General features: G+C 31.5%; 21 protein-coding genes. 10 read left to right on the top strand and 11 right to left on the bottom strand.

Features of this window, described 5'->3' with window-relative positions; translation table 11 throughout:
* Positions 1-4 precede the first annotated feature (4 nt).
* The 4 genes from J8L88_RS03895 to J8L88_RS03880 all read left to right on the top strand — a co-directional run bounded on the left by J8L88_RS03895 (position 5) and on the right by J8L88_RS03880 (position 2,694).
* Positions 5-856: a substrate-binding domain-containing protein gene (locus J8L88_RS03895; RefSeq protein ID WP_211060005.1), complete on the top strand. Its 852-nt coding sequence runs from the start codon at positions 5-7 to the stop codon at positions 854-856.
* Positions 857-911: 55 nt separating this feature from the next.
* Positions 912-1,499, top strand: a complete 588-nt coding sequence (locus tag J8L88_RS03890) for a hypothetical protein (RefSeq protein WP_051335945.1) — start codon at positions 912-914, stop codon at positions 1,497-1,499.
* Positions 1,500-1,669: 170 nt separating this feature from the next.
* Entirely contained in the window at positions 1,670-2,257 is a 588-nt protein-coding gene (locus J8L88_RS03885) for a hypothetical protein (RefSeq protein ID WP_211060004.1), read from the top strand.
* Positions 2,258-2,523: 266 nt separating this feature from the next.
* Positions 2,524-2,694 (top strand): hypothetical protein, encoded by a 171-nt coding sequence (locus tag J8L88_RS03880; protein ID WP_155839604.1) that lies wholly within the window; start codon positions 2,524-2,526, stop codon positions 2,692-2,694.
* Positions 2,695-2,699: 5 nt separating this feature from the next.
* Here the strand turns inward: J8L88_RS03880 and J8L88_RS03875 are convergent, their stop codons facing one another.
* Positions 2,700-3,365: a uracil-DNA glycosylase gene (locus J8L88_RS03875; RefSeq protein ID WP_027391642.1), complete on the bottom strand. Its 666-nt coding sequence runs from the start codon at positions 3,363-3,365 to the stop codon at positions 2,700-2,702.
* A gap of 144 nt (positions 3,366-3,509) precedes the next feature.
* Here J8L88_RS03875 and J8L88_RS03870 point away from each other — a divergent pair, with 144 nt between their 5' ends.
* Positions 3,510-5,681 carry a DNA mismatch repair protein MutS gene (locus J8L88_RS03870; RefSeq protein ID WP_211060003.1) on the top strand — a complete coding sequence of 724 codons (2,172 nt, stop codon included), beginning with the start codon at positions 3,510-3,512 and terminating at the stop codon, positions 5,679-5,681.
* 89 nt (positions 5,682-5,770) lie between these two features.
* On the opposite strand, the gene J8L88_RS03865 is transcribed toward J8L88_RS03870, so the two are convergent.
* Complete coding sequence (locus J8L88_RS03865) at positions 5,771-6,130, bottom strand: hypothetical protein (protein ID WP_211060002.1); 360 nt, start codon at positions 6,128-6,130, stop codon at positions 5,771-5,773.
* A 113-nt stretch (positions 6,131-6,243) separates the two neighbouring features.
* Here J8L88_RS03865 and J8L88_RS03860 point away from each other — a divergent pair, with 113 nt between their 5' ends.
* The 4 genes from J8L88_RS03860 (at position 6,244) to J8L88_RS03845 (ending at position 12,336) form a co-directional block, all read left to right on the top strand.
* A complete protein-coding gene (locus J8L88_RS03860) occupies positions 6,244-6,456 on the top strand; it encodes a hypothetical protein (RefSeq protein ID WP_211060001.1) in 213 nt (70 codons plus the stop codon).
* Between the two features lie 101 nt (positions 6,457-6,557).
* Complete coding sequence (locus tag J8L88_RS03855) at positions 6,558-7,859, top strand: hypothetical protein (RefSeq protein WP_211060000.1); 1,302 nt, start codon at positions 6,558-6,560, stop codon at positions 7,857-7,859.
* Positions 7,860-7,948: 89 nt separating this feature from the next.
* The gene (locus J8L88_RS03850; RefSeq protein WP_118386036.1) at positions 7,949-10,447 is read left to right on the top strand and encodes a PIG-L family deacetylase; all 2,499 of its coding nucleotides are present in this window, start codon (positions 7,949-7,951) and stop codon (positions 10,445-10,447) included.
* A gap of 191 nt (positions 10,448-10,638) precedes the next feature.
* Entirely contained in the window at positions 10,639-12,336 is a 1,698-nt protein-coding gene (locus J8L88_RS03845) for a sodium:solute symporter (protein ID WP_027391648.1), read from the top strand.
* A 188-nt stretch (positions 12,337-12,524) separates the two neighbouring features.
* Here J8L88_RS03845 and J8L88_RS03840 read toward each other — a convergent pair whose 3' ends face one another.
* From J8L88_RS03840 to J8L88_RS03800, 9 genes are all read right to left on the bottom strand, one after another.
* Entirely contained in the window at positions 12,525-15,509 is a 2,985-nt protein-coding gene (locus J8L88_RS03840; protein WP_211059999.1) for a pitrilysin family protein, read from the bottom strand.
* Between the two features lie 175 nt (positions 15,510-15,684).
* Entirely contained in the window at positions 15,685-16,557 is an 873-nt protein-coding gene (gene sucD, locus J8L88_RS03835; RefSeq protein ID WP_211059998.1) for a succinate--CoA ligase subunit alpha, read from the bottom strand.
* 166 nt (positions 16,558-16,723) lie between these two features.
* Positions 16,724-17,131: a nuclear transport factor 2 family protein gene (locus J8L88_RS03830; protein ID WP_027391651.1), complete on the bottom strand. Its 408-nt coding sequence runs from the start codon at positions 17,129-17,131 to the stop codon at positions 16,724-16,726.
* Positions 17,124-18,062 (bottom strand): UDP-3-O-(3-hydroxymyristoyl)glucosamine N-acyltransferase, encoded by a 939-nt coding sequence (locus J8L88_RS03825; RefSeq protein ID WP_211059997.1) that lies wholly within the window; start codon positions 18,060-18,062, stop codon positions 17,124-17,126. The genes J8L88_RS03830 and J8L88_RS03825 overlap by 8 nt, the downstream gene beginning before the upstream one ends.
* A 40-nt stretch (positions 18,063-18,102) precedes the next feature.
* The gene (gene efp / locus J8L88_RS03820; RefSeq protein ID WP_027391653.1) at positions 18,103-18,669 is read right to left on the bottom strand and encodes an elongation factor P; all 567 of its coding nucleotides are present in this window, start codon (positions 18,667-18,669) and stop codon (positions 18,103-18,105) included.
* A gap of 35 nt (positions 18,670-18,704) precedes the next feature.
* Positions 18,705-19,487 (bottom strand): acyl-ACP--UDP-N-acetylglucosamine O-acyltransferase, encoded by a 783-nt coding sequence (lpxA, locus tag J8L88_RS03815; RefSeq protein ID WP_027391654.1) that lies wholly within the window; start codon positions 19,485-19,487, stop codon positions 18,705-18,707.
* A gap of 48 nt (positions 19,488-19,535) precedes the next feature.
* Positions 19,536-20,939 carry a bifunctional UDP-3-O-[3-hydroxymyristoyl] N-acetylglucosamine deacetylase/3-hydroxyacyl-ACP dehydratase gene (locus tag J8L88_RS03810; RefSeq protein ID WP_211059996.1) on the bottom strand — a complete coding sequence of 468 codons (1,404 nt, stop codon included), beginning with the start codon at positions 20,937-20,939 and terminating at the stop codon, positions 19,536-19,538.
* Positions 20,932-21,960, bottom strand: a complete 1,029-nt coding sequence (gene lpxD, locus J8L88_RS03805) for a UDP-3-O-(3-hydroxymyristoyl)glucosamine N-acyltransferase (RefSeq protein WP_027391656.1) — start codon at positions 21,958-21,960, stop codon at positions 20,932-20,934. The genes J8L88_RS03810 and lpxD overlap by 8 nt, the downstream gene beginning before the upstream one ends.
* A gap of 25 nt (positions 21,961-21,985) precedes the next feature.
* The gene (locus J8L88_RS03800; protein ID WP_211059995.1) at positions 21,986-23,215 is read right to left on the bottom strand and encodes an HD domain-containing protein; all 1,230 of its coding nucleotides are present in this window, start codon (positions 23,213-23,215) and stop codon (positions 21,986-21,988) included.
* A gap of 232 nt (positions 23,216-23,447) precedes the next feature.
* Here J8L88_RS03800 and J8L88_RS03795 point away from each other — a divergent pair, with 232 nt between their 5' ends.
* Entirely contained in the window at positions 23,448-24,998 is a 1,551-nt protein-coding gene (locus J8L88_RS03795; RefSeq protein ID WP_027391658.1) for a PglZ domain-containing protein, read from the top strand.
* Positions 24,999-25,033 lie beyond the last annotated feature (35 nt).

The raw sequence follows: 25,033 nt of genomic DNA, 5'->3' as shown, positions 1-25,033 counted from the left end.
CAACATGCATACTATAAAAATTGGTGGTGTTCCTGAGCACTTTAACTTACCTTGGCATTTAACAATTGAAGAGGGAGCTTATTTAGAAAAAAACATCCAATTAGAATGGATAGATTTCCCAGGAGGAACTGGAGCAATGTGCGAGGCTTTAAGAAAAAAAGATATCGATATCGCTATTATATTAACTGAAGGAATCATAAAAGATATTATAGCTGGTAACCCATCAAAAATTGTTCAAACTTACATTCAGTCACCTTTAGTATGGGGAATTCATGTTGGCCATGAATCTAAATACTTAAATATAAATGAGTTACAAAACACTTCTGCAGCCATAAGCAGATATGGTTCAGGATCACATTTAATGGCATATATAAATGCACAAAACGCTGGCTGGAAAACTACTAATCTTCAGTTCGAAGTAGTTAAAAATCTCGATGGAGCAGTAGAAGCTTTGACAAATGGTAGTGCCGATTATTTTATGTGGGAACATTTCACAACTAAACCATTAGTGGATAATAAGACATTTAGACGTATCGCAGACTGCCCTACCCCTTGGCCATGTTTTGTAATAGCTGTTAGAGAAGAAATATTAAATACAAAAAGAGATCAGCTAAAAGATATACTACAAATTATAAATAATACGAGCTTAGATTTTAAACAAATACCTAGTATTGATAAAACGCTAGCACACCGATATGATCAGAAATTAGAAGATATTAGAGAATGGTTACAAATTACGGAATGGAGTCAGTCTATAATAGATCATAAAACATTAATAGAAATTCAGGATCAATTATTTAAGTTAGATATAATTGATAAAAAAATTGATCCTAAAGATTTAATTTTTGAATTCTAAGCAACCTTTTAATTATTTGCACATCTTGTTTACGTAGGAAAACAAATTAATTATCATGAAACAGATATCAATAATCGTTATTATTTTATTTTCATTTCAAGTTTCTTTAGCCCAAGATCAAGCCGATCTACCAAAAAGAGATCTTAAAAAAAATGAATTCAGTATCAATCCGCTTAATTTAATAGCATTCGGAGCATTAGACATAGGTTACGAAAGAGTTCTTAATAACAATAGCACTTTAGGCTTTGACTTATTTTATAGTCTAGTAGATCGTGATAATGATGAAGATTTTATTAGTACAGACGATATATTTGATAAAGAAATAGCATTTACAACAAGTTTTAAATATTTTTTTGGAAATCGAATTGCTAGAGGGTTTTATGTAGAAGGGTTTGGAATGTTATCTTCTGGTGAACACGAGGAATATATAGAAGTTTTTGATAATCAAGGAAACTTTATCAGCGCCAGTGATGTAGAACAAGACTATACTGATTTCGCTATAGGTTTTGCTGTTGGAGGAAAATTTGTTACCAGAAACGGTTTCTTCATTGATATAGGATTTGGTATTGGGCGAAATTTATTTAGTAATAAAAGTCCAGAAATTATTGTAAGACCAAACATATATTTAGGATACCGCTTTTAAGTAAGGTTATTTAATCCAATAACATACAATTTTCACCTTTTCTTAGTAGGGTATATTTTTATTAGTTTGTTTTAGGAAAGAAATCAAGATGATTTTAGAATAACATTAGTACTTAAATATCTCTTGATTATTTAAAAACAAAGACAATAAATTAATTTAAAAACAAACGAATGAGATTTTTTACAACAATAGTTGCTATCATTTTCGCATTACACTTAACAGCACAAGAACAATCAAATTCTGCACCAAGAGATATCAATAAAAACGAATTTAGTTTAAACCCATTAAGTATTATTGCTTTTGGAGCTTTAGATATTGGTTATGAAAGGGTACTTACTGATAATACTACTTTAGGATTTGACTTTTTTTATAGGTTTAGCGATGAAATAGATCAAGATGATGATATCATAGATAGAGATGGAATTTATGATAAAGAAATTGCATTGACAGTAAATTATAAATATTTTTTTGGGAGTAGAATAGCCAGAGGATTTTATATTGAAGGGTTTGGTATGTTATCTAATGGAGAACATGAAGAATTTGTAGAGATGACTAATATATCTGGAGATTTTGTAGGAGGAATGGATGTTGATATGGAATTTACTGATTTTGCTATAGGATTTGGTGTAGGAGGTAAATTTGTTACAAAAAAGGGGTTCTTTTTAGATATTGGAATTGGAATCGGTAGGAATTTATTTAATAATAATAGCCCAGATATCATCGTTAGACCTGATTTATATTTAGGATATAGATTTTAAAAGTAGGGTATTCCATTATAGAAACGTTATATAATAGAGCGGTAAAGATGGTAAATGTTCAAATTTTTAGTATTTTTTCATCATACCTTAAATTAAATAGAATAAATATTTAAGATATGTTTAATACACACATCTTATGGGCTTTCCGTAAGAAAAGATTGAAATATTTTTGTACATTTGCCTCGCCTACCCCAATAAACCAATTATTAAAATGTACGCAACCTTTTTGGAAAATTGCATCTAATAATTAACTAACAAATCAAACCATGGCAACATTTTTATTAATTCTTGGAGGGCTTATAGCATTCAATTTTGTTCTTTTAAAATTCAGTATGCAATCAGTAGATTCCGAAAAAAAGAAGAATAAAGCAGTAAAATCTGTAACAAATTCTAAAATTAAAGAACCTAAAACTTCCGGTATCCCTAAAGCTGCATAATTCATTTACCATTCTATAGGTAATTGATTTGTACTTTTCAGATATTCATTAGTTTTCCCAAAGTGTTTATTTCCAAACCAATAACCTCGGTTAGCACTTAAAGGAGAAGGATGTCCACTATTTAAGATAAAGTGTTTATTATCATCTATTTTAGCACCTTTTTTCTTAGCAAAACCTCCCCACAATAAGAAAACGACATTCTCTTTATTTTTTGATATATATTGAATTACTGCATCTGTAAGTTTTTCCCATCCCTTACCCTGATGAGATCCTGCCTGATGTGCTCTTACAGTTAAAGTCGCATTTAACAACAAAACTCCCTGATCAGCCCAACGTTTTAAGTTCCCATTAGAAGGAAAAGGAATACTTAGATCTGATTCTATTTCTTTAAAAATATTTACTAATGAAGGAGGAATAGCAATTCCACTATTTACAGAGAAACAAAGACCATGAGCCTGTCCTATACCATGATATGGATCTTGACCAATGATCACTACCTTAACATTATCAAAACTACAATAATTAAAAGCTGAAAAAATCTCTGATTCGGGAGGAAAACAAGTTTCTTTTTTATATTCTAATTCAATAAAATCAACTAAACTCTTAAAATATGGTTTATCAAATTCACTTTCTAAGTGTGTCCTCCAACTATTCTCAATATTTACATTCATCTTAGTATCAAAAAAAATCGCAATTGTTTACATTTGCTTTCATATAAAATTATAATAAATACTTTTCTAAAAATAAACTTCTATCAAGTTTTATAATAAAGAAATTAACATAAAAGAATACCTCCTAAAAATTAGGATAACAAGATGATCCGAATTTCAGAAAAAACACTTAAAGATCTAGAATTCCATACGGTACTTAGTCATATCCAAGACTTATGCAATACAGATTATGGAAAAATAAAAGCTTTACAAATTGTTCCGTTATCCACGAAAGAAGAATTACACACATCATTACAACAAGTATTTGAATATAAATCTTCATACTTGAATGATGCAAGAATACCCAATCACGGATTTGATAGCATTGATAAGGAACTACAACTATTAGGAATAGAAAATACTTTCTTAGAAACTTTTAATCTAAAAAAGATTATCTCAATTAGTATTACTACTAATGATTTGCTAAGTTTTTTTAGAAAATTTAAAGAATTATACCCAATATTATATCAAACATCATCTGAAGTACCTTTTACAAAAGAAGTAATCAACTGTATCGAAATCGTAGTAGATAAATTTGGAGAAATTAAAGATAACGCCTCTCCTACCCTTAGTATACTTAGAAAAGACATACATGAAGTACAAAGTAAATTAAATGGAAGTTTTGGACGTGATCTTACTAGATACAATAGTTTAGGGTATTTAGATGATATCAAAGAAAGTGTTGTTGATAATAGACGAGTACTTGCTGTAAAAGCTATGTACAGACGTAAGGTAAAAGGTTCTATCATGGGAAATTCTAAGACCGGAAGTATTGTCTATATAGAACCCGAAGCGACCTTGCAATTTAGTAGAACATTAAGTAATCTACAATATGAGGAACGAGAAGAGGTCGTTAAAATATTAAAAGATCTTACAAATAGAATAAGGCCTTTTTCTGAACTATTATCACAATACCAAGAATATCTAAGTCATATTGATATTGTAGCCGCTAAAACTAAGTATGCAAATAAATTTAATGGGGTATTGCCTAAAATAACCAAAGATCGAGAAATAACCATTAAAGATGCGTACCATCCTCTACTCTATCTAAATAACCAAGAAAAAGGACAGAAAACACATCCTCAAACAATTTCTTTAGATAAAAACAATAGAATTATTGTAATATCTGGTCCCAATGCAGGAGGAAAAAGTATCACTTTAAAAACTGTTGGGCTGTTACAAATTATGCTGCAAAGTGGTATGCTTATACCAGTTCATGAATATAGTAGAATGTGCGTTTTTGATACTATTCTTACCGATATAGGAGATAATCAATCTATAGAAAACCATTTAAGCACCTATAGTTATCGATTAAAGAATATGAACTATTTCCTAAGGAAATGTAATAATAAAACGTTATTTCTTATTGATGAGTTTGGAACTGGAAGTGATCCCGAATTAGGTGGAGCCCTGGCTGAAGCCTTTTTAGAAGTTTTTTATGAACGTGAATCTTTTGGTATAATCACCACACATTATGCTAATCTTAAAATGTTAGCAAATGAACTTCCAAATATGACAAATGCTAATATGCTTTTTGATTCTAGAACATTAGAACCCTTGTTTAAATTATATTTAGGAGAAGCAGGAAGCTCTTTTACATTCGAGGTAGCACAAAAAAACGGAATACCATATAGCTTAATCAATAAAGCTAAGAAAAAAGTAGAACGTGGTAAAATTCGTTTTGATAAGAGTATTGCCAACTTACAAAAAGAGCGATCAAAACTTCAAAAAACTACTTCATCTTTAAAATCTAAAGAGCAAAAAGCAGAAGATGAAAAAGAAAGATTGGATAAAATAAATAAAAGATTACAAAACAAATTAGAAAGCTACCAGGAATTATACGACAGTAATCAACGAATGATTTATTTAGGACAAAAACTAAATGAAATCAGTGAAAAATATTTTCATAATAAGAAGAAAAGAGAACTTATTGATGAATTTATGAAAATAGTACAGGTAGAGAATTCAAAGAGAAAAAAGCAATCCACCAAACAAAGAAGAGCGAAAAAAGCTCAAGAAGAAAAAATAGTCAAAGAAGTAGAGAAAAAGGTAGAAATAATTAGGGAAAAGAAAAAAGAGCAGAAGAAAAAAGAAGAAAAAATAGAAAAAGAAAAGCCAAAAGTAGTTCTTAAAATTGGTGACAGAGTAAGAATGATTGATGGAAAATCAATTGGTACGATAGATGTTTTAGAAAAAGGAAAAGCGGTAGTTAATTATGGCATATTTACTACGAATGTAGCGATTGATCAATTAGAATTTGTAGAACGAAAAAAATAAGAATTAAATAAAAAATAGTTTAATAAAATTCAAAAGCCCACTAACCAAATGGATAGTGGGCTTTTTCGTAGGTTAAGTTCAATCGATTATTACTTACCTCCTGCTAATAATACAAATGAATTAGCTGATACAGGAAATACATGATAGCTTTTTACTTTTTTTAAGGTCTTTATATATTTTTCCGCTTCTACAAATGCCAATTCCATAGCACTAGAAGAGGCCTTCTCACTAATCTCAATAGTCTTAGAAATAATATCTCCATTAGAATATTCTATTGTCATTTTCCACTTCTTAATTGAATGAAAATTTCTTGATACTAGGCTATTCACGTTAGTGCCTTCCTTATTCTCTTTTTTGTTTTTCTCCTTCTCATTTGTTGGGTTTGAATTTAAAGGAGCTGCATATCCAAATGTTACGCAAAATAATGCAATTACTAATGAGAGTTTCATTTTTTCGAGGTTTTGATTTGTATGATTCGAATGTACAATTATTTTTTGATTATACAAATATTTTTTTAATAAAAATTTATTTGTATATTTAATCTCTATAACCATATTAATCAATGATTAACAAGAAATTAAAAAGGTTACTTAAAAAAAGTAAAGGAGCTAAAACTGTTTATGGTATATCCAAAATATTAGGTATTAGTCCACAAGCAGGAGACTATATTGTAAAGCGAAAAGATTTAGCAAAAGACTTTGATCGGCTACAAAAGATTGCTGATTATATGGGTGTGGATATTATTGATATTGTTGACTACAAAAAGAATAAATAGCCTTAAAACTCTAGCTATTGATATAACTCTTTTTACAGCGAATAGAAACTAAGTATTCTAAATGCTTTTCTTTACTTTTGAAGCACAACAATTCATCTTACATGGAAATTTACATTTACCTAGCTACCTACATTGTTTTAATTATCGGTTTATCGACTTATATATCTCGATCTTCGAATACAGAAGATTTCTTAATTGGTGGTAGAAATCGTAGTGGGTTAACAATTCTATTTTCAAAATTTGCAGGTGCAATTGGTGTAAGTACCTTAATTACATACACTGGCTATGCCTATAAATTTGGTTGGGGTCTTTTTGCAATGTCTATCGGATCTGTAATTGGTTATCTTCTATTTGCCTTTTGGGCAGCACCAAGAATTAAAAAATTTTCCTTAGAAGGAGTCTTTTATACACAAGGTGATTTACCCGTTTTTGTAACAAAAAATAAAACAACCGGAATAGTTACAAATAGCATAACCATTATCGTTCAGTTTTTTTGGATACTACTTTCCTTAGCCGGAGGAGCAAAAGTAATTGCATACTTTGATTTATTCTCTTATGATATTGCACTGTTAATTACAGCCTCAGTTGTACTGTTTTACGTTTTATTATCAGGGTATAAGGCGGTAATAATAACAGATATTATTCAAGGAATTATTATTATAGCCTTTTTATGTCTTTTAATTTCAGGAATACTCGATATGAGAGATTTCGACAGTGTTCTAAGTACATCAACTAGCGAGACCGTTCAATTGGGTAGTATCATTGGTCTTATATTATATGGTGGATTATCCGTATTTGGATTAGCAGACAGATATCAATTATGTTATGCCGCAAAAGATGTCAAATCTTTGAAAAAAGGTTTAGGTTTGGCAATTTTACCCGTACTGTTCGTTGCATTTTTGCTGCTAATCATTGGATTATATGCGTATAACCAAAATCCAGATCTAGATCCAGATACTGTATTCGTATATTCAATGCAACATTTAATTAATCAATCTTGGATTCCAATATTATTGGTACTTTTCTTTGCGGGGTTAATGAGTACAGCAGACACGTCAATATTTGCTGTTTCATCTCATTTGGTATATAAATCTAAAAAAAATAAAAAAGTTAAATTCCTACGATATGCAACTATAATAACGGTACTAATAGCATACATCATCGCTCATTTTTGGAAAAACATCGTAGATATAACCATTGTGGGTGCAGCCTTAAGAATCACCTTATCAATAGCAATGATCTATGTTATTAATAAAAAAAGAAATCCTGGTCGTTTTATTGCAAGTGCACTAGGAGGTATAATTGGTTTAACAATAGGTCTAATGGCCTTTGGACCTAAACCAACAATAGCAATTACTGTGCTTTTAGGTTCCTTGCTTGGATTAATATATAGATCAAAATAGTCCTGTTAAAGTATCCTTAAACGTAAAAACCGAGAATTTTATCTTTTTATATTTGACGAAATACTCAAAACTATTATCAAATCTTTATTATGAGAAAATTACTTTCTGTAATAGTTTTCAGCGCTCTATTTATCAATATTGCTGAAGCACAACAACCTAAAAAACCAAACTCTGTAGAAATTCATGAGGCCATAAAAAAATTAAACTTTTTAGGTTCCGTTTTATATGTTGCTGCACATCCAGATGATGAGAATACCAGATTAATCTCTTACATGGCTAATCAAGTAAAAGCAAGAACCGCTTATTTGTCGCTTACACGTGGTGATGGTGGTCAAAATTTAATTGGTCCAGAAATAAGAGAATTATTAGGTGTTATAAGAACACAAGAATTATTAGCGGCTCGTAATACGGATGGTGGAGAGCAAATCTTTACTCGTGCTAATGACTTTGGATATTCTAAACATCCCGATGAAACTTTAGCAATTTGGGATAAAAAAGAAGTTCTAAATGATGTCGTTTGGGCAATTAGAAAATTTCAACCCGATGTTATCATAAATAGGTTTAACCATAGAACTCCTGGTAGTACTCACGGTCATCATACATCTTCTGCCATGCTAAGCGTTGAGGCTTTTGATTTAGTAGCTGATAAAAACGTTTATCCAGATCAATTAAAATATGTAGATACTTGGCAACCAAAAAGACTTTTCTTTAATACTTCTTGGTGGTTTTATGGAAGTAGAGAAAAATTTGAAAAAGCTGATAAATCAAATCTTCTAGAGTTTGATACTGGAATTTATTATCCTGACTTAGGACTTTCTAATACAGAAATAGCTTCTCTGAGCCGTAGTCAACATAAATCGCAAGGTTTTGGAAGTACTGGAACTAGAGGCGCGCAAACCGAATACGTAGAACTGATCAAAGGAGAATTACCAAAAGATAAAACAAATATTTTTGATGGAATAGATACTTCTTGGAATCGAGTTAAAGGAGGAAAAGCGGTTGGTGATATTTTATATCAGGTAGAAAAAGACTTCGACTTTAAAAACCCTGCTGCCTCGGTTAATGAATTAATCAAAGCGTACCAATTAATTCAAGGATTAGAGAATGATCATTGGAAAGTAATTAAAACCAAAGAAATAAAAGAAATTATAGCAGCTGTAACCGGTCTTTATATAGAAGCAGTTGCAACAGAAGCCTACACCACTCCAAATAGTGATGTAACTATAAAGATTGAAGCTATTAACAGAAGTAATGCTACTATACAATTAAAATCAATTGATATTTCTTCTATTGGAATTATAGAAAACATTGGAACTAGTCTAGAAACCAATAAAAGAAGTAATTATGAATTAAAAGGTAAGATAATCTCGAATACTAAAAATACGACTCCATATTGGTTAAATAGTAAAGGTACTTTAGGAATGTATAGTGTAAATGATCAAAAACTTATTGGGACTCCAGAAACTGAGCATCAAACTAAAGCTATTTTTAATATAGAAATTGGAGGAATTATTGTTCCATATCTTAAAGACATCGTTTACAAAACTAATGATCCTGTAAAAGGAGAAGTTTATAAGCCTTTTGAAATAATCCCAACAGTTTCTGCTAGCATAAAAGATAAAGTGATTATTTATGCCAATAATCCTTCAAAACAAATTCCTGTAACACTAAAAAGTTCTGAACCAAATATTAAAGGAACGATATCCTTAAAACGTCCTGAAGGATGGAAAGTATCACCGGAAAAAATAGATTTTAAACTAGCTCAAAAAGGCGAAGAGAAAACAGTGATTTTTACGCTAACCGCTCCACAAAACCAAAGTGAAGGGTATATTTCTCCACAAGTAAATATAAATGGAAAGACATATTCTGATGAAATTATAAACATCAATTATGATCATATCCCTTATCAAACGGTAGTATTACCTTCTGAAACTAAAGTGGTACGATTGGATATAAAGAAGAAAGGACAAAATATCGGTTATATCGAAGGTGCTGGTGATGTTGTTCCAGAAAGTTTAGAACAAATTGGGTATAAAGTAACTACCATTTCCCCGGAATCAATTGCTCTAGAAACTTTACAAGCATTTGATGCTATTGTTATAGGAATAAGAGCGTACAATACTGTTGAAGAACTAAAGTTTAGACAAAAACATTTGCTTGAATATGTAAAAAACGGTGGGAATTTAGTAATTCAATACAACACTAATAGAAGGTTAAAAGTTGAAGATAATCTTGGCCCTTATCCTTTAAAACTATCTAGGGATCGAGTTACAGATGAAAACGCTACCATAAAACTTTTAGCAAAAGACCATGCTGTACTAAATACTCCAAATAAAATTACCAATAAAGATTTTGAAGGTTGGGTACAGGAAAGAGGTCTATACTTTCCTAATAAATGGTCCGATGAATACGTTCCTATTATCGCTGCAAATGACAAAGGAGAATCCGAAAAAAAAGGAGCTTTGTTAATTGCTAAATATGGAAAAGGATATTACGTATATACGGGTCTTAGCTTCTTTAGAGAGTTTCCCGCGGGAGTATCTGGAGCTTATAGGTTATTTGCAAATATGTTATCTTTAGGAAAATAATATGTAATATGAGAGATTCAAATACCAAGATAGTTTGGAAAAAACTATACTCAATTGTATTAATTGCTAACGTATTCTATTTGCTTTTCTTTTATTGGATAACTACTGCTTTTTCCTAAAAACAGTAAATAGACCCTTAAAAGTTTACCATATACTATTATTTTCTAATACTTACCACATACAACTAACATATGCAACTTATAGATTGGATCGTATTAATAGGAACTCTATTGTTTATAGTACTCTATGGAGTTTGGAAAACTCGAGGAAGCAAAAGTGTACAAGACTATATCCGTGGAGGAAATGAAGCAAAATGGTGGACTATAGGGCTTTCTGTAATGGCAACACAAGCATCTGCTATCACCTTTCTTTCTACTCCTGGTCAAGCGTTTCATAGTGGAATGGGCTTTGTTCAGTTTTATTTTGGTTTGCCTATTGCAATGATCATTATATGTATTGTGTTTATTCCATTATACCATAAGTTAAAAGTGTATACGGCCTATGAATACTTAGAAAGCAGGTTTGATTTAAAAACTAGAACTATTACGGCTTTTTTCTTTTTAATTCAACGAGGATTAGGAGCTGGAATTACAATCTTTGCACCAGCAATTATACTTTCTGCCGTATTAGGTTGGGACTTGACAACATTAAACATAATTATTGGAATATTAGTAATTGCATATACTGTATCTGGAGGTACAAAAGCTGTAAGTGTTACCCAAAAACAGCAAATGGCGATTATTTTTACAGGAATGTTTATTGCTTTTTTCCTTATAATAAGTTACTTACCCGACAATGTAACCTTTTCTAAAGCTCTAGAAATTGCTGGAGCTAGTGGGAAAATGGAAGTATTAGATTTCTCTTTTGACCTAAGTAATAGATACACCGTTTGGACTGGTATTATTGGAGGTACATTTTTGATGCTCTCATATTTTGGTACAGATCAAAGCCAAGTACAACGTTATCTCTCCGGAAAATCTATAAAAGAAAGCCAGTTAGGGTTATTATTTAATGGGTTACTCAAGATTCCGATGCAGTTTTTCATATTACTAGTTGGAGTCATGGTATTTGTATTTTATCAATTTAATTCCGCTCCTCTTAATTTTAATCCTACTGCTTCTGTAGCTGTAGAAAATTCAGAATATGCGCAGGAATACAAAGAATTGGAAAATAAACTATCGGAAATTCAAAATTATAAAGAGACTTCTGTTAAAAACTATATAGAAGCTACTAATGCTAAAGAAAAGCAGGAGGCTAAAGAATTGATTATAGCTTTAGACAATTCTGACAAAAAAACCAGACAAGCTGCTAAAGAACTAATCAAAGAAGCAAATTCTGATGTAGAAACAAATGATAAGGATTATGTTTTCATACATTTTATTTTAAATAATCTCCCAAAAGGATTAATTGGATTATTATTAGCAGTTATATTATCAGCTGCAATGTCCTCAACAGCTTCAGAACTAAATGCATTAGCATCTACTACTGCTATTGACTTATACAAGCGAAATATTGGAGAAGAAAAAAGTGAAAAACATTATGTTAACGCTTCTAAATTTTTCACATTAGTATGGGGAATATTAGCTATTCTAGTGGCATGTTTTGCTAACTTATTTGACAATCTTATACAGTTAGTAAACATTATAGGCTCTGTTTTCTATGGAAATGTTCTCGGTATCTTTTTATTGGCATTTTTTATAAAATTTGTAAAAAGTAATGCTGTTTTCGTTGCAGCAATTGTAACACAAGTGATTATCATTTATGTATGGTGGCAAGATTGGCTTCCTTTTTTATGGCTTAATGCACTAGGATGCGGAATCGTAATGTTTTTAGCAATTTTGTTAGAGATGTTTATTCCAACTAGCGAAATTGAGCTAGAATCTGAATAGTATTAAAGAATACATATATACTCTACTTTATAAAAAATGGTGCTTACTATTAAATTAAGAGTATTACGTTGTGTAAATTATCACCTATATTATACTAAAAATCCACGAATAAAATTCGTGGATTTTTTAATATTACTACTTTACTTATGATAAGCCAATTATTAAGACATAATCATAATATCTATAAATTACATTTTGACATCCTTGTCGTTTTTCTCATAGTTAAATAGATAATCTATATCCATCTCCTTAACATCTCCTAGTTTATTCAATGCATTCATATCTACATCTTTTTTGTTACCTATCACTAGAACATTGTAATTTTCGCCTTTAATATTTTCATTAAAAAACTTCTTAAGATCTGCTAACTCCATATTCTTTATGGTATTATACATTTCTTCTCTATTATCATTATCAATTCCTCTTTTCTTAAGGTTTTCATAAGTCCAAAAGATATTAGATTTCGTTATACGTTGCGCAGCAATTTTCTTTAATGTAGCTTCTTTAGCTTGATTAAACTGTTCTTCTGCTTCTGGCATATCCGTCATTAACTCCATCATTGCATCTACTGCTTGCGGCATTTTATTAGCCTGTGTACCAACATAAGCCATCACATAATCTGATTGACCAACCTCTCTAGCTTGGCTATAGCTAGAAAATGCAGAATAAGCCAATGATTTAGATTCACGAATTTCCTGAAATACAATAGATGATAATCCACTACCAAAATAAGTATTAAATAATCTAGAAGCTGCCATCTTTTTAGGATCAAACTCTGCTCCTTTTGCTAATAAAAGCATTTCACTCTGCACCATATCATAATCCACAAAATACACATTTCCTCCGGTTTCCTTTTCTAAATATTGAGTCTTTTCTGGATAATCCAATAATTCGGATTTTACAATATGATTTTTATCCAAAGATGCTATAGCTCCATTAACATCATTACCATAATAAAAAATACGTTGTTTAAAATTACGTAATTCTTTTACCTTATCTACAAGTTCTTGTGGATTCATTGCTTGTAATTCTGAAGCTGTATAAATATTACGTAAACGTGAGTTTTCACCATATTTTCCATAGCTCATAAGTCCATTCCAGAAAATGTTACCCTTTTGAGTTTTATTATCCTTACGCCCTTTTAAAACTTTATCTACATATTTATTATATGTTTCTTGATTAGGCACTGCATTATTCCATAAATCTTCTAATAATGTTAAACCTGCATCAAGGTTTTCTTTTAACCCAGAAATCCCAACATACGTTTTATCATCAGCAGTAAAAACATTGTAGCTCACTCCAACTTTATAGAATTCTTGTTTAAGTTGCTCTGGTGTATACTTGTTCGTACCCAAATAATCTAGGTAACCAGCTGCTAAAGACATTTTTGGATCGTGATCTTTCCCCATATCAAAAATGATATTCAGACTAAATATATCATTATTTGGGTTTTCTATATGTGATACAGTTAACCCACTATTTGTCTTATTCTCTTTAATAGCAGTTTTGTAATCGATAAACTGTGGAGATAAACTAGGCGCTTCTAACTTATTAAACTCTTGTAAAAAATTAGATTCCTTGTCCCTATTAAGTTCAATAGGCGTAATTCCAGGATTCTCTACTTTTACAATACTTTTGTCTTCACCTTTAATCTTATGAACTTCTACATAGTTATTACCATAAAGAGTATTTGCAAACGCTACTACTTGCTCTTTTGTAATTTCCTTCATATTATCCAACATCTCTAGGCGACTTTTCCAGTCCTGGAAACCAATAAATGCATCCAAATAAGAATATGCAGTAGAAGATGCATTTTCATATTGTCTAATTTGTGATAAACGTAAGTCATTCACAACAGCGTCTAACAACCATTCTTCAAATTCACCTTTTTTAACCTTATCAATTTGAGCCAATAATAGATCTCTAACTTCATCTAATGTTTGATCTTCTTTTGGAGTTCCATATAATAAATGGAATCCATAATCATTATCAAAATTTGTAAATGACGATGCATTTTGAACTAATTGCTTTTGATTTAGATTTAAATCGATCAATCCTGCTTGAGAGTTCGCAAGCATATAATCTATAAGAGTAACTATTACTTCTTGCTCAGTTCCTTTACCTTCTGTTCTAAAAGCTACATAAATAGACTCTGCCGTAGGTCCATATACTTCTTTCTTAACAGGAGCTGCAAGTGGCTCTAGTTTTTCGAATGTAGGATGCGAAACTTCTTTCTTTTTATATGATCCAAAAGATTCATTTACCTTTTTTATTGTAGTATCAAAGTCAATATCTCCAACTAATATTACTGCCATATTATTTGGTACATAATATTTATCAAAATATGCATGAATTGCCTCCATCGAAGGGTTTTTAAGATGCTCTGATACCCCTATTGTAGATTGTGTACCATATGGATGTGTTGGATACAAACCTTCTAATACAGCAAAATACTGCTTGCGCCCATCACTATCTTGCCCTCTATTGAATTCTTCATATACAGCTTCTAATTCCGTATGAAATAAACGTAAAACTAACTTACTAAAACGCTCACTTTCTACAGTTAGCCATTTATCTAATTCGTTAGTTGGTATTTTATTCACATACACTGTCTGTTCGTTAGATGTAAAAGCATTTGTTCCTTCTGCTCCTAATGAACTTACCATCTTATCGTATTCATTAGCTATAGAAACTTTAGATGCTTCTTGAGAAACTTCATCTATCTTCTTATAAATTTCTTTTTTCTTTACGGTATCGGTTTCTTTCTTATGCGCTTCGTATAAATCCGAAATTTCCTTTAGAAAAACATTCTCTTTTTCGAAGTCTTGTGTTCCTATTTTATCAGTCCCTTTAAAGACCATGTGCTCTAGATAATGAGCCAAACCTGTATTATCCGCAGGGTCATAAGTTGACCCCGCACGAACTGCTATCAGCGTCTGTATTTTTGGTTCTTCTTGATTTTTACCCAAATAGACTTTTAAACCGTTATCTAAGGTGTACAGGCGTAATCCTGTCGGATCATTTGAAACTGTTTCGTAAGAAAACCCTGCAGCGTCTGTATGCATTTCTACTTTAAGTTCTTTTTGGGAAGTTTTTTCTTGATTTGATGAATTCTTACAATTACTAAGTAATACTACTAAAGATAATAGTAAGAGAGATTTTAATGATTTCATTTAAATAGTTTAAGTTACTGTTTCTTTAACATTCTATTAAACGCAAAATGTTAATACATGTTACGGTTTTTAAGAATACTTTAACACGTGTCCAAAAGAAAAAGTCCAAAAGGAAAATACCTATTGGACTTTTTATATATCATTATAGAATAATTAAATACTCTATTCTATATTTTTAACCTAATACTTCAGCTACTTTTTTACCTATTTCTGCAGGAGAGTCTACTACATGAATTCCACATTCTCTCATAATAGCTTTCTTAGCAGCTGCAGTATCTTCACTTCCACCAACGATAGCACCAGCGTGTCCCATTGTACGACCTGCAGGAGCTGTTTCTCCAGCAATAAAACCAACTACTGGTTTAGAAGTACCACTCTCTTTAATCCATTTAGCAGCATCCGCTTCTAACTGACCTCCGATTTCACCTATCATTACTACACAGCTAGTCTCAGGATCATTAATTAATAATTCTACAGCCTCTTTTGTAGTAGTTCCAATAATAGGATCTCCTCCAATACCAATTGCTGTAGTAATTCCCAGTCCTTGTTTAACAACTTGATCAGCTGCTTCATAAGTTAACGTTCCAGATTTAGACACAATACCTACATTTCCTTTTTTGAAAACGAAACCTGGCATAATACCAACTTTAGCCTCTCCAGGAGTAATAACACCAGGACAGTTAGGTCCAATCAAACGACATGCCTTATCTTTTATATAATTAGAAGCAGTAATCATATCCGCAACAGGGATACCTTCAGTTATAGTGATGATAACTTTAATTCCTGCATCCGCAGCTTCCATAATAGCATCCGCAGCAAATGCTGGTGGAACAAAAATAATAGTGGTATCAGCTCCCACTTGCTTAACTGCTTCCTCTACAGTATTAAAAACTGGTTTATCAAGATGTGTTTGACCACCTTTACCAGGAGTAACTCCTCCGACAACGTTAGTACCATACTCGATCATCTGACCTGCATGAAAAGTACCTTCACTACCCGTAAAACCTTGAACTATTATTTTAGAATCCTTATTTACTAGAACACTCATTGCGTTATGATTTTTTTATTTTTTTTTGCAGTTTCAAAAGTACGGTTTTGAACATTATAGTTAAAATGAAAAATCAAAAAAAAACATTTTTTTAATTTTTTGATTTTACAGAGCTTTTAATAAATTTTTATAAAAAACCGAACCTATTTTCTTAGATATAAATAATCTATTTAGAAAAAAATGATTTTAAATTCTCTTGAGTATTATCTCCTTGTTGACTAATTTGATATCCTCTGTATAATTTATCGTTCTTTAATTCCCAGATGGCAATAAAATGTGCTATTGCTTCTTCCTTATCGGGTCTTTCTATAGTGGTAGCAACATATGTATATCTAATAGTTACCATACCGTCCTCTTCTAAAAGATGACTAATTTCACATTTAAAAGTTTCAAATGAACTGGACATTTCCTTAAACATCATCTTAATATCCTCGAAACCTTTCTTATTATAACCGAAACTACTATTCCAATTTAACTCAACTTCCGGATGTAAATATTCAGAAAAGGCGTCTATATTATGAATCAAATCCGTTTGATAAAAGGATTTCACTACCTCTTTTGCTGTTTTACTCATTGTTCTTCAATTTTTCTATTATTTCAGGTATTTGCCTGATGGCCGCGATTTCTTTATATTTTTTTCTAAAATCATCTGCAGGCGTTCCAAAATAACTTTTATTTCCTTCTAACGATTTGCTAATACCCGACTGAGCAGAAACAACAGCTTTAGTACCAATAGTAATCCCACTGGTAACACCAACTTGTCCCCACAAAGTAACTTCATCTTCGATTATTACACATCCTGCGATACCAACTTGGGATGCTATTAAACACTTTTTTCCAATAACAGTATCATGACCTATATGAACTTGATTATCAATCTTGGTACCTTCTTGGATCGTAGTATCTCCTGTAACACCTCTATCTATAGTACATAGAGAACCAAAATCAACATTATCTTCTACCACAACTCTACCTCCTGAAATCAATTTATCAAAACCTTCTGGTCTTTTTTTATAATAGAATGCATCAGCCCCTAATACTGTTCCGGAATGTATTGTAACATTATTACCTATAACGGTATTATCATATAAACTTACATTGGCATGAATCAAACAGTTATCTCCAATAACTACATTATTACCAACAAAAGCTCCAGGTTGGATTACCGTATTATTTCCAATTTTTGCAGTATCTGCAACTATAGAAGTAGCTTTTTCGAAGGGTTTAAAGTATGTAGTTAACTTATTAAAATCTCTAAAGGGATCATCCGAAATCAATAAAGCTTTTCCTTCAGGACAAGATACTTTTTTATTTATCAATATGACAGTTGCATCACTTTCCAGCGCTTTGTCGTAATACTTGGGATGATCTACAAAAACAATATCTCCAGGTGTTACAACATGTATTTCATTCATGCCAAGAACCGGAAAATCGGGACTACCAACAAATTCCGAAGATATTATGGTAGCTATTTGTTTTAATGTGTGTTTTTGAGGAAATTTCATTCTATCATTACAAATTCAGAATTAATAATTGACTTCCGAATTATTCTTTAATACGTTCTTTGTACGTTCCTTTGTCTGTTTCAACTTTGATTTTATCACCCTCATTAATAAAAAGAGGAACCATAACCTCTGCTCCTGTTTCTACGGTAGCAGGTTTAGTAGCGTTAGTAGCTGTATTTCCTTTTACTCCAGGCTCAGTAGATGTAACTTCTAAAATCACACTTGCAGGCATTTCTACAGAAAGAGGCATTTGATCTTCAGAGTTTATAATTACAGTAACTACTTCCCCTTCTTTTAATAATCCTGGGGCATCTAATGTGGATTTCTCCAGAGTTATTTGATTGTAATCTTCTGTATTCATAAAGTGATGTGTATCACCCTCTGCATATAAAAACTGGAACTTATGAGTCTCAACTCTGACATCTTCTATTTTATGACCAGCAGAGAATGTATTATCAATAACTTTTCCAGTAGTAACACTTTTCAATTTAGTTCTTACAAAAGCAGGGCCTTTTCCCGGTTTTACGTGTAAAAATTCAATAATCTTGTATATATCGTGATTATATTTTATACATAATCCATTTCTAATATCACTCGTACTTGCCATTGTTATTTCTTGTTACTTAATTCTTATTTTATTTATTAATTAGAGAAATATCCCTTCATAATTCCTCTTTGAGAGTTCTTTATAAACTCTAATACTTCATCTCGCTCAGGAGTAGCTTCCATCTCAGCTTCAATAATTGCTACTGCTTGCGAGTTATTATAATTACTTTGATATAATATTCTATAAATAGATTGTATCTCTCTTATTTTTTCTGTTGAAAAACCTCTTCTCCGTAATCCTATTGAATTTATTCCCACATAAGATAATGGTTCACGTGCAGCTTTCGCATATGGAGGAACATCTTTGCGCACTAATGAACCACCAGTTACAAAAGCATGATTACCAATACTACAAAACTGTTGAACTGCTGCCATACCGGCAAGTACTACAAAATCACCTACATTAATATGCCCTGCCAAAGTGCTATTATTAGAAAATATACAATTGTCGCCCACGATACAATCGTGCGCTATATGACAATACGCCATGATCCAACAATTATTACCAATCTTGGTTTTCATTCTATCTGTTGTACCTCGATTAATAGTAACACATTCTCGAATAGTAGTATTATCTCCTATTTCGGTAGTAGTATCTTCATCATTAAATTTTTTATCCTGCGGAACTGCAGATATTACAGCTCCTGGAAAAATACTACAATTTTTACCAATACGAGCACCTTCCATTATAGTTACGTTCGAACCGATCCAGGTCCCTTCTCCTATCACTACATTATTATGAATCGTAGTAAAAGGTTCAATAACTACATTTTTTGCAATTTTTGCTCCTGGGTGAACATATGCTAAAGGCTGATTCATTTATTTCGTTTTAATGTTTTAGTATATAATAACAGATATACTAAATAATTATTTTGATTTAACTATTTGTGCCATAAGTTCTGCTTCAGTCACTAACTTTCCGTTAGCATACGCAAAACCTTGCATATGGCAAATTCCCCTTCTTATCGGAGTTAATAATTCTAATTTAAATATCAATGTATCTCCTGGAAGAACTTGTTGTTTAAATTTTACTTTATCAATTTTCATAAAATAAGTCAAGTAATTCTCTGGATCAGGCACAGTACTGAGTGCTAGTATCCCTCCTGTTTGCGCCATAGCTTCTACTTGCATAACTCCAGGCATAACTGGTGCTCCAGGAAAATGTCCAACAAAAAATGGTTCATTCATAGTCACATTTTTCATCCCAACAACATGTTTGTCTGACATTTCTAAAATTCGATCAATCAATAAAAATGGAGGTCTATGAGGAAGCATAGACATAATTTTATTGATATCCATTAAAGGTTCTTGATTTAAATCAAATTTAGGAACTTTATTACGTTTCTCAATTTTTATAATCTTAGAGAGTTTCTTAGCAAATTGTGTGTTTACATAATGCCCTGGTTTATTTGCTATGATTTTACCTCTTATGCGTGTTCCAATAAGGGCAAGATCTCCTATTACATCCAATAATTTATGTCTTGCGGCTTCATTAGGATAGTGCAACGTTAAATTATCTAATATCCCGTTTGGTTTTATAGCAATAGATTCTTTGCCAAAAGCAACTTTTAGCTTTTCCATGGTTCCTGAACTAAGTTCCTTATCCACATAAACAATTGCATTATTTAAATCTCCACCTTTTATCAAGCCATGTTCTAGTAACATTTCTAATTCGTGCAAAAAGCTAAATGTTCTAGCATCTGCAATTTCTTCCTTAAAATCAGAAAGGTGTTTTAAAGATGCATTTTGAGTTCCTAAAACCTTAGTCCCAAAATCCACCATTGTAGTTACCTGATACTCATCAGATGGCATTACTATAATTTCACTTCCAGATTCTTCATCTGTATATGATATTACATCTTTAACTATATATTCATCTCTTTCTACTTCTTGCTCCACAATACCAGCCTGTTCTAAAGCTTGTATAAAAAACTTACTAGATCCATCCATTATAGGTGGTTCAGAAGCATTAAGTTCTATCAATAGATTATCTATTTCTAGACCAACACAAGCTGCCAACACATGCTCAGAAGTTTGAATACTTACTCCATTTTTCTCAAGGTTTGTTCCCCTTTGAGTATTTACAACATAATTAGCATCTGCCTCTATAATTGGATTGCCTTCTAAGTCAACACGGCAAAAAGCGTATCCATAATTTTCTGGTGCAGGTTTAAAAGTAAGTGTAACTTCTTTTCCTGTATGAAGCCCTACTCCTTTGAGTTCTATTTCTTTCTGAATAGTTCTTTGTTTATTCGCAACGGAATTACTCATTGTCATCTATCTTTTTCTCAAGTTTGTATACTCTATCTACAATTTTGGGTAAATTTTTAAAATGTACGTAAGATTTGTTATAATCTGAGTACCCTAATGCTGGAGAACCTTGAATAGCTTCTCCATCTTTAATATTTCTTCCTATTCCCGATTGTGCCTGAATTCTAACATTATTACCTATAACTAAATGTCCGGCAATACCAACCTGGCCTCCTATCAAACAATGTTTTCCTATTTTGGTAGATCCCGCAATACCAGTTTGCGCAGCAATTGCAGTGTGCTCTCCGATCTCTACATTATGCGCTATCTGAATTTGATTGTCGAGTTTTACTCCTTTTCTAATAATTGTTGATCCAAGGGTAGCTCTATCAATTGTTGTTCCTGCTCCAACATCTACGCTGGATTCAATAATAACATTTCCTGTTTGTGGGACTTTACTATACTCCCCTTTTTCATTAGGTGTAAACCCAAATCCATCTGCACCAACAATAGCGCCACTATGGATAACACAATCATCTCCTATTATTGATTCAGAATATATTTTAGCTCCGGCAAAAACAATAACATTATTTCCTATAGTAACATTATCTCCTATATATACATTAGGATAAATCTTAGCACTTTCTCCAATACTAACATTATCTCCCAAATATGAAAATGCACCTAAATACATATTATCTCCATATTTAGCAGTTTCTGAAATAAAACTAGGCTGTTCAATACCTGTCTTATTCATCTTTACCATATTGTAATAATCCAATAACTGTGAGAATGCTTTATAAGCATCATCTACCCTAATCAAAGTGGTCTTAATATCAGACTCAGCTTCAAAAGTTTTATCTACTATCGTAATAGATGCATTAGTAGAATAAATGTATGGAGTATATTTGGGGTTAGACAAGAATGTGAGCGAACCTTTAGTTCCTTCTTCTATCTTTGCTAGTTTTGATACTTCTACGGTTTCATCTCCTTCGATTTCACCATTTAGAATACCTGCAATTTGTGTGGCTGTAAAAATCATTAGCAACAAAAGTATAAAAAATGTGTTAATCTATGTACTTTGGATAACATATAAAATATTTAGTTACTGGTTTTGATAACGCCTTCAAATTAAATTGATCCGTAGCACTCACTATATCAACTATTTTGCTTGATTTGTATAAAATATTTATATTCTGTTTATTTTGATGATAAGCCTGATTAGAAATCATTCCTGTAAATATAAAATAACGTGCTTCCTCTTCAGAAATGTTAGATTTTAATCTAAAATCATTTATACGTTTATCTATTTTATCCGCATTAAATGTTTTCTTTTTAATTTTTATACGCAATAAATCTCTATCGATAATCATATTACATAAATTTCGTAATACAAAATCTTCAGAAGTTGCCCATTCCTTCATAGCCGATACTATATCATAATCATCTAGCTTCGAAAAAGTTTCTAAAACCTCTTTTGTGAAATTATCTGCGGTTATTTTATTTTCTAGAAAAAACAACAAAGGTTTACTAGCATTTAATTTTTCTCCTTGATCGACTAATTCCTTAGCTCTTTTTAAAACTCTAATCAACAGACTTTCGGCGACTATACTAGTCTTGTGTAAGTATACTTGCCAATACATAAGCCTTCTTGCTAATAAAAACTTCTCTACTGAATATATCCCTTTTTCTTCAACTACCAATTCATCCTCTACAACATTTAACATTGTAATAAGACGCTCACTATTAATATTACCCTCTGCAACTCCAGTATAAAAACTATCTCGCTTTAGATAATCTAAACGATCCATATCTAATTGTCCAGAAATCAACTGATGAAGGAATTGACGATTATACTCTCCTTTAAAAATCTGTATAGCGAGCGTTAAACTCCCGTTAAATTCTTTATTGATTTCCTCCATAAACATCAAGGAAATTGCTTCGTGATTTACTTCATTAACTATACTATGTTCCATCGCATGAGAGAAAGGACCATGCCCTATATCGTGTAATAATATAGCTATATATAATGCGTCTTCTTCATCCGCAGAAACACTAACTCCTTTAAAACGAAGGACTCGCACTGCATTTTGCATTAAATGCATACATCCCAAAGCATGATGAAATCTAGTATGATGCGCTCCTGGATACACTAAATATGATAAGCCCATCTGAGATATCCTACGTAATCTTTGAAAATATCGATGTTCAATAAGATCAAAAATTAGTTCATTAGGTATGGTAATAAAACCGTAAATTGGATCGTTTAATATTTTGAGTTTATTTCTTTTTTTCAAGTTTATAGTACTTTTATCAACAAATATATATGTATGGATTCAGAATTACGAATTAACTCATATGAATTATACTATATCCTTATATATTGATAAAGTAAAATTGTAATTATTTAAAATAGAAACAGTCACTAAATAAAATAAAACTAAAGAGTAAAGACTATATAAACTGTACTCCTTTAGTCGTTTTGTGACATAACCATCTGGTAATAACGAATAAAAAAATAACATAATAATGAGCAACATAAAGATACTTTGGGTAGATGATGAAATTGATTTATTGAAACCACATATATTATTTCTCGAAAAGAAAAATTATCAAGTTACCAAATGCCAAAGTGGTACTGAAGCGATTGAAACACTTGAAGATGAAAATTTTGACATCGTTTTTCTTGACGAAAATATGCCCGGACTATCAGGAATTGACACATTAGCGGAAATTAAAGAAAAGAATGACAGCCTTCCTGTGGTAATGATTACTAAAAGTGAAGAAGAATATATTATGGAAGAAGCAATTGGAAGCAAGATTGCTGACTATCTAATTAAACCCGTAAATCCGAATCAAATTTTACTGAGTCTAAAAAAGAATTTAGATCATTCTAGATTAGTTTCTGAAAAAACGACTTCAAATTATCAGCAGGAATTTAGAAAAATAGCTATGGATATGGCTATGGTAAATTCCTATTCTGAATGGGTTGATCTATACCAAAAACTAGTATATTGGGAAATTCAATTAGAAGATATTGAAGATACAGGGATGTTCGAAATTCTAGAATCTCAAAAAGTAGAAGCGAATTCTCAATTCTGTAAATTTATTGACAAAAATTATCCGGACTGGTTTAATGGAGATGGAGACGCTCCAATTATGTCTCATACACTTTTTAAAGAGAAAGTAGTTCCAGAGTTAAGTAAAGAGCAACCAACACTTTTTGTAGTAATTGATAATCTTAGGTATGATCAATGGAAAGCGTTTGAACCTATTGTAAATAACTATTACAAAAAAGAAGAAGAAATATCGTATTGTAGTATTTTACCAACTGCAACACAATATGCGCGTAATGCTATTTTCTCCGGTCTTATGCCTGCCGACATGAAGAAAAGACATCCGGATCTTTGGTTAGACGATGTGGATGAAGGTGGTAAAAACATGAACGAGAATGAGTTTCTTACTGCGCAATTACAAAGGCTAGGTCTTGACATTAAGCACGAATATTATAAAATCACAAATGAAAGATCTGGAAAAACCTTAGCAGCTAATTTCAAAGGGCTTAAAGACAATGATCTAACAGTTGTTGTTTATAATTTTGTAGATATGTTGTCGCATAGTAAAACTGAAATGGAAGTGATTAAAGAGTTGGCTTCTAACGACAAATCTTACAGGTCATTAACCCAAAGCTGGTTTAAAAACTCTCCTTTGTTAGAGATGATACAACAAGCACAGCAAATGGGATTTAAATTATTAATTACTACAGATCATGGGACCATTAATGTAAAAAACCCTTCTAAAGTTATTGGTGATAAGAATACCAGTTTAAACCTAAGATATAAAACTGGAAAGAGTCTTACTTATGAAGATAAAGAAGTATTAGCAGCTACAAATCCGAAATCTATTCATCTACCATCCATTAATATGAGTAGTTCATTTATCTTTGCAAAAGGAGATTATTTCTTTGCATATCCAAACAATTACAATCATTATGTTGGATATTACAGAAATACGTATCAACACGGAGGAGTTTCTCTTGAAGAAATGATTATTCCGTTTGCGGTTTTAAATCCCCGATAAACAAAACATTTATTACAAAAGCGTATGTACAAAAA

The organism is Aquimarina sp. MMG015 (assembly GCF_018100855.1).
Classification (GTDB): domain Bacteria; phylum Bacteroidota; class Bacteroidia; order Flavobacteriales; family Flavobacteriaceae; genus Aquimarina; species Aquimarina latercula.
This window is presented reverse-complemented; position numbering and strand designations above follow the sequence as displayed.

Coding starts and splice junctions, on each gene's coding strand:
- sucD (WP_211059998.1), bottom strand. CDS start 16,557: ATGAGTGTTCTAGTAAATAAGGATTCTAAAATAATAGTTCAAGGTTTT.
- J8L88_RS03845 (WP_027391648.1), top strand. CDS start 10,639: ATGCAACTTATAGATTGGATCGTATTAATAGGAACTCTATTGTTTATA.
- J8L88_RS03795 (WP_027391658.1), top strand. CDS start 23,448: ATGAGCAACATAAAGATACTTTGGGTAGATGATGAAATTGATTTATTG.
- J8L88_RS03870 (WP_211060003.1), top strand. CDS start 3,510: ATGATCCGAATTTCAGAAAAAACACTTAAAGATCTAGAATTCCATACG.
- lpxD (WP_027391656.1), bottom strand. CDS start 21,960: ATGATTTTTACAGCCACACAAATTGCAGGTATTCTAAATGGTGAAATC.
- J8L88_RS03860 (WP_211060001.1), top strand. CDS start 6,244: ATGATTAACAAGAAATTAAAAAGGTTACTTAAAAAAAGTAAAGGAGCT.
- J8L88_RS03850 (WP_118386036.1), top strand. CDS start 7,949: ATGAGAAAATTACTTTCTGTAATAGTTTTCAGCGCTCTATTTATCAAT.
- J8L88_RS03810 (WP_211059996.1), bottom strand. CDS start 20,939: ATGAGTAATTCCGTTGCGAATAAACAAAGAACTATTCAGAAAGAAATA.
- J8L88_RS03825 (WP_211059997.1), bottom strand. CDS start 18,062: ATGAAATTTCCTCAAAAACACACATTAAAACAAATAGCTACCATAATA.
- J8L88_RS03840 (WP_211059999.1), bottom strand. CDS start 15,509: ATGAAATCATTAAAATCTCTCTTACTATTATCTTTAGTAGTATTACTT.
- lpxA (WP_027391654.1), bottom strand. CDS start 19,487: ATGAATCAGCCTTTAGCATATGTTCACCCAGGAGCAAAAATTGCAAAA.
- J8L88_RS03875 (WP_027391642.1), bottom strand. CDS start 3,365: ATGAATGTAAATATTGAGAATAGTTGGAGGACACACTTAGAAAGTGAA.
- J8L88_RS03885 (WP_211060004.1), top strand. CDS start 1,670: ATGAGATTTTTTACAACAATAGTTGCTATCATTTTCGCATTACACTTA.
- efp (WP_027391653.1), bottom strand. CDS start 18,669: ATGGCAAGTACGAGTGATATTAGAAATGGATTATGTATAAAATATAAT.
- J8L88_RS03830 (WP_027391651.1), bottom strand. CDS start 17,131: ATGAGTAAAACAGCAAAAGAGGTAGTGAAATCCTTTTATCAAACGGAT.
- J8L88_RS03890 (WP_051335945.1), top strand. CDS start 912: ATGAAACAGATATCAATAATCGTTATTATTTTATTTTCATTTCAAGTT.
- J8L88_RS03865 (WP_211060002.1), bottom strand. CDS start 6,130: ATGAAACTCTCATTAGTAATTGCATTATTTTGCGTAACATTTGGATAT.
- J8L88_RS03855 (WP_211060000.1), top strand. CDS start 6,558: ATGGAAATTTACATTTACCTAGCTACCTACATTGTTTTAATTATCGGT.
- J8L88_RS03895 (WP_211060005.1), top strand. CDS start 5: ATGCATACTATAAAAATTGGTGGTGTTCCTGAGCACTTTAACTTACCT.
- J8L88_RS03880 (WP_155839604.1), top strand. CDS start 2,524: ATGGCAACATTTTTATTAATTCTTGGAGGGCTTATAGCATTCAATTTT.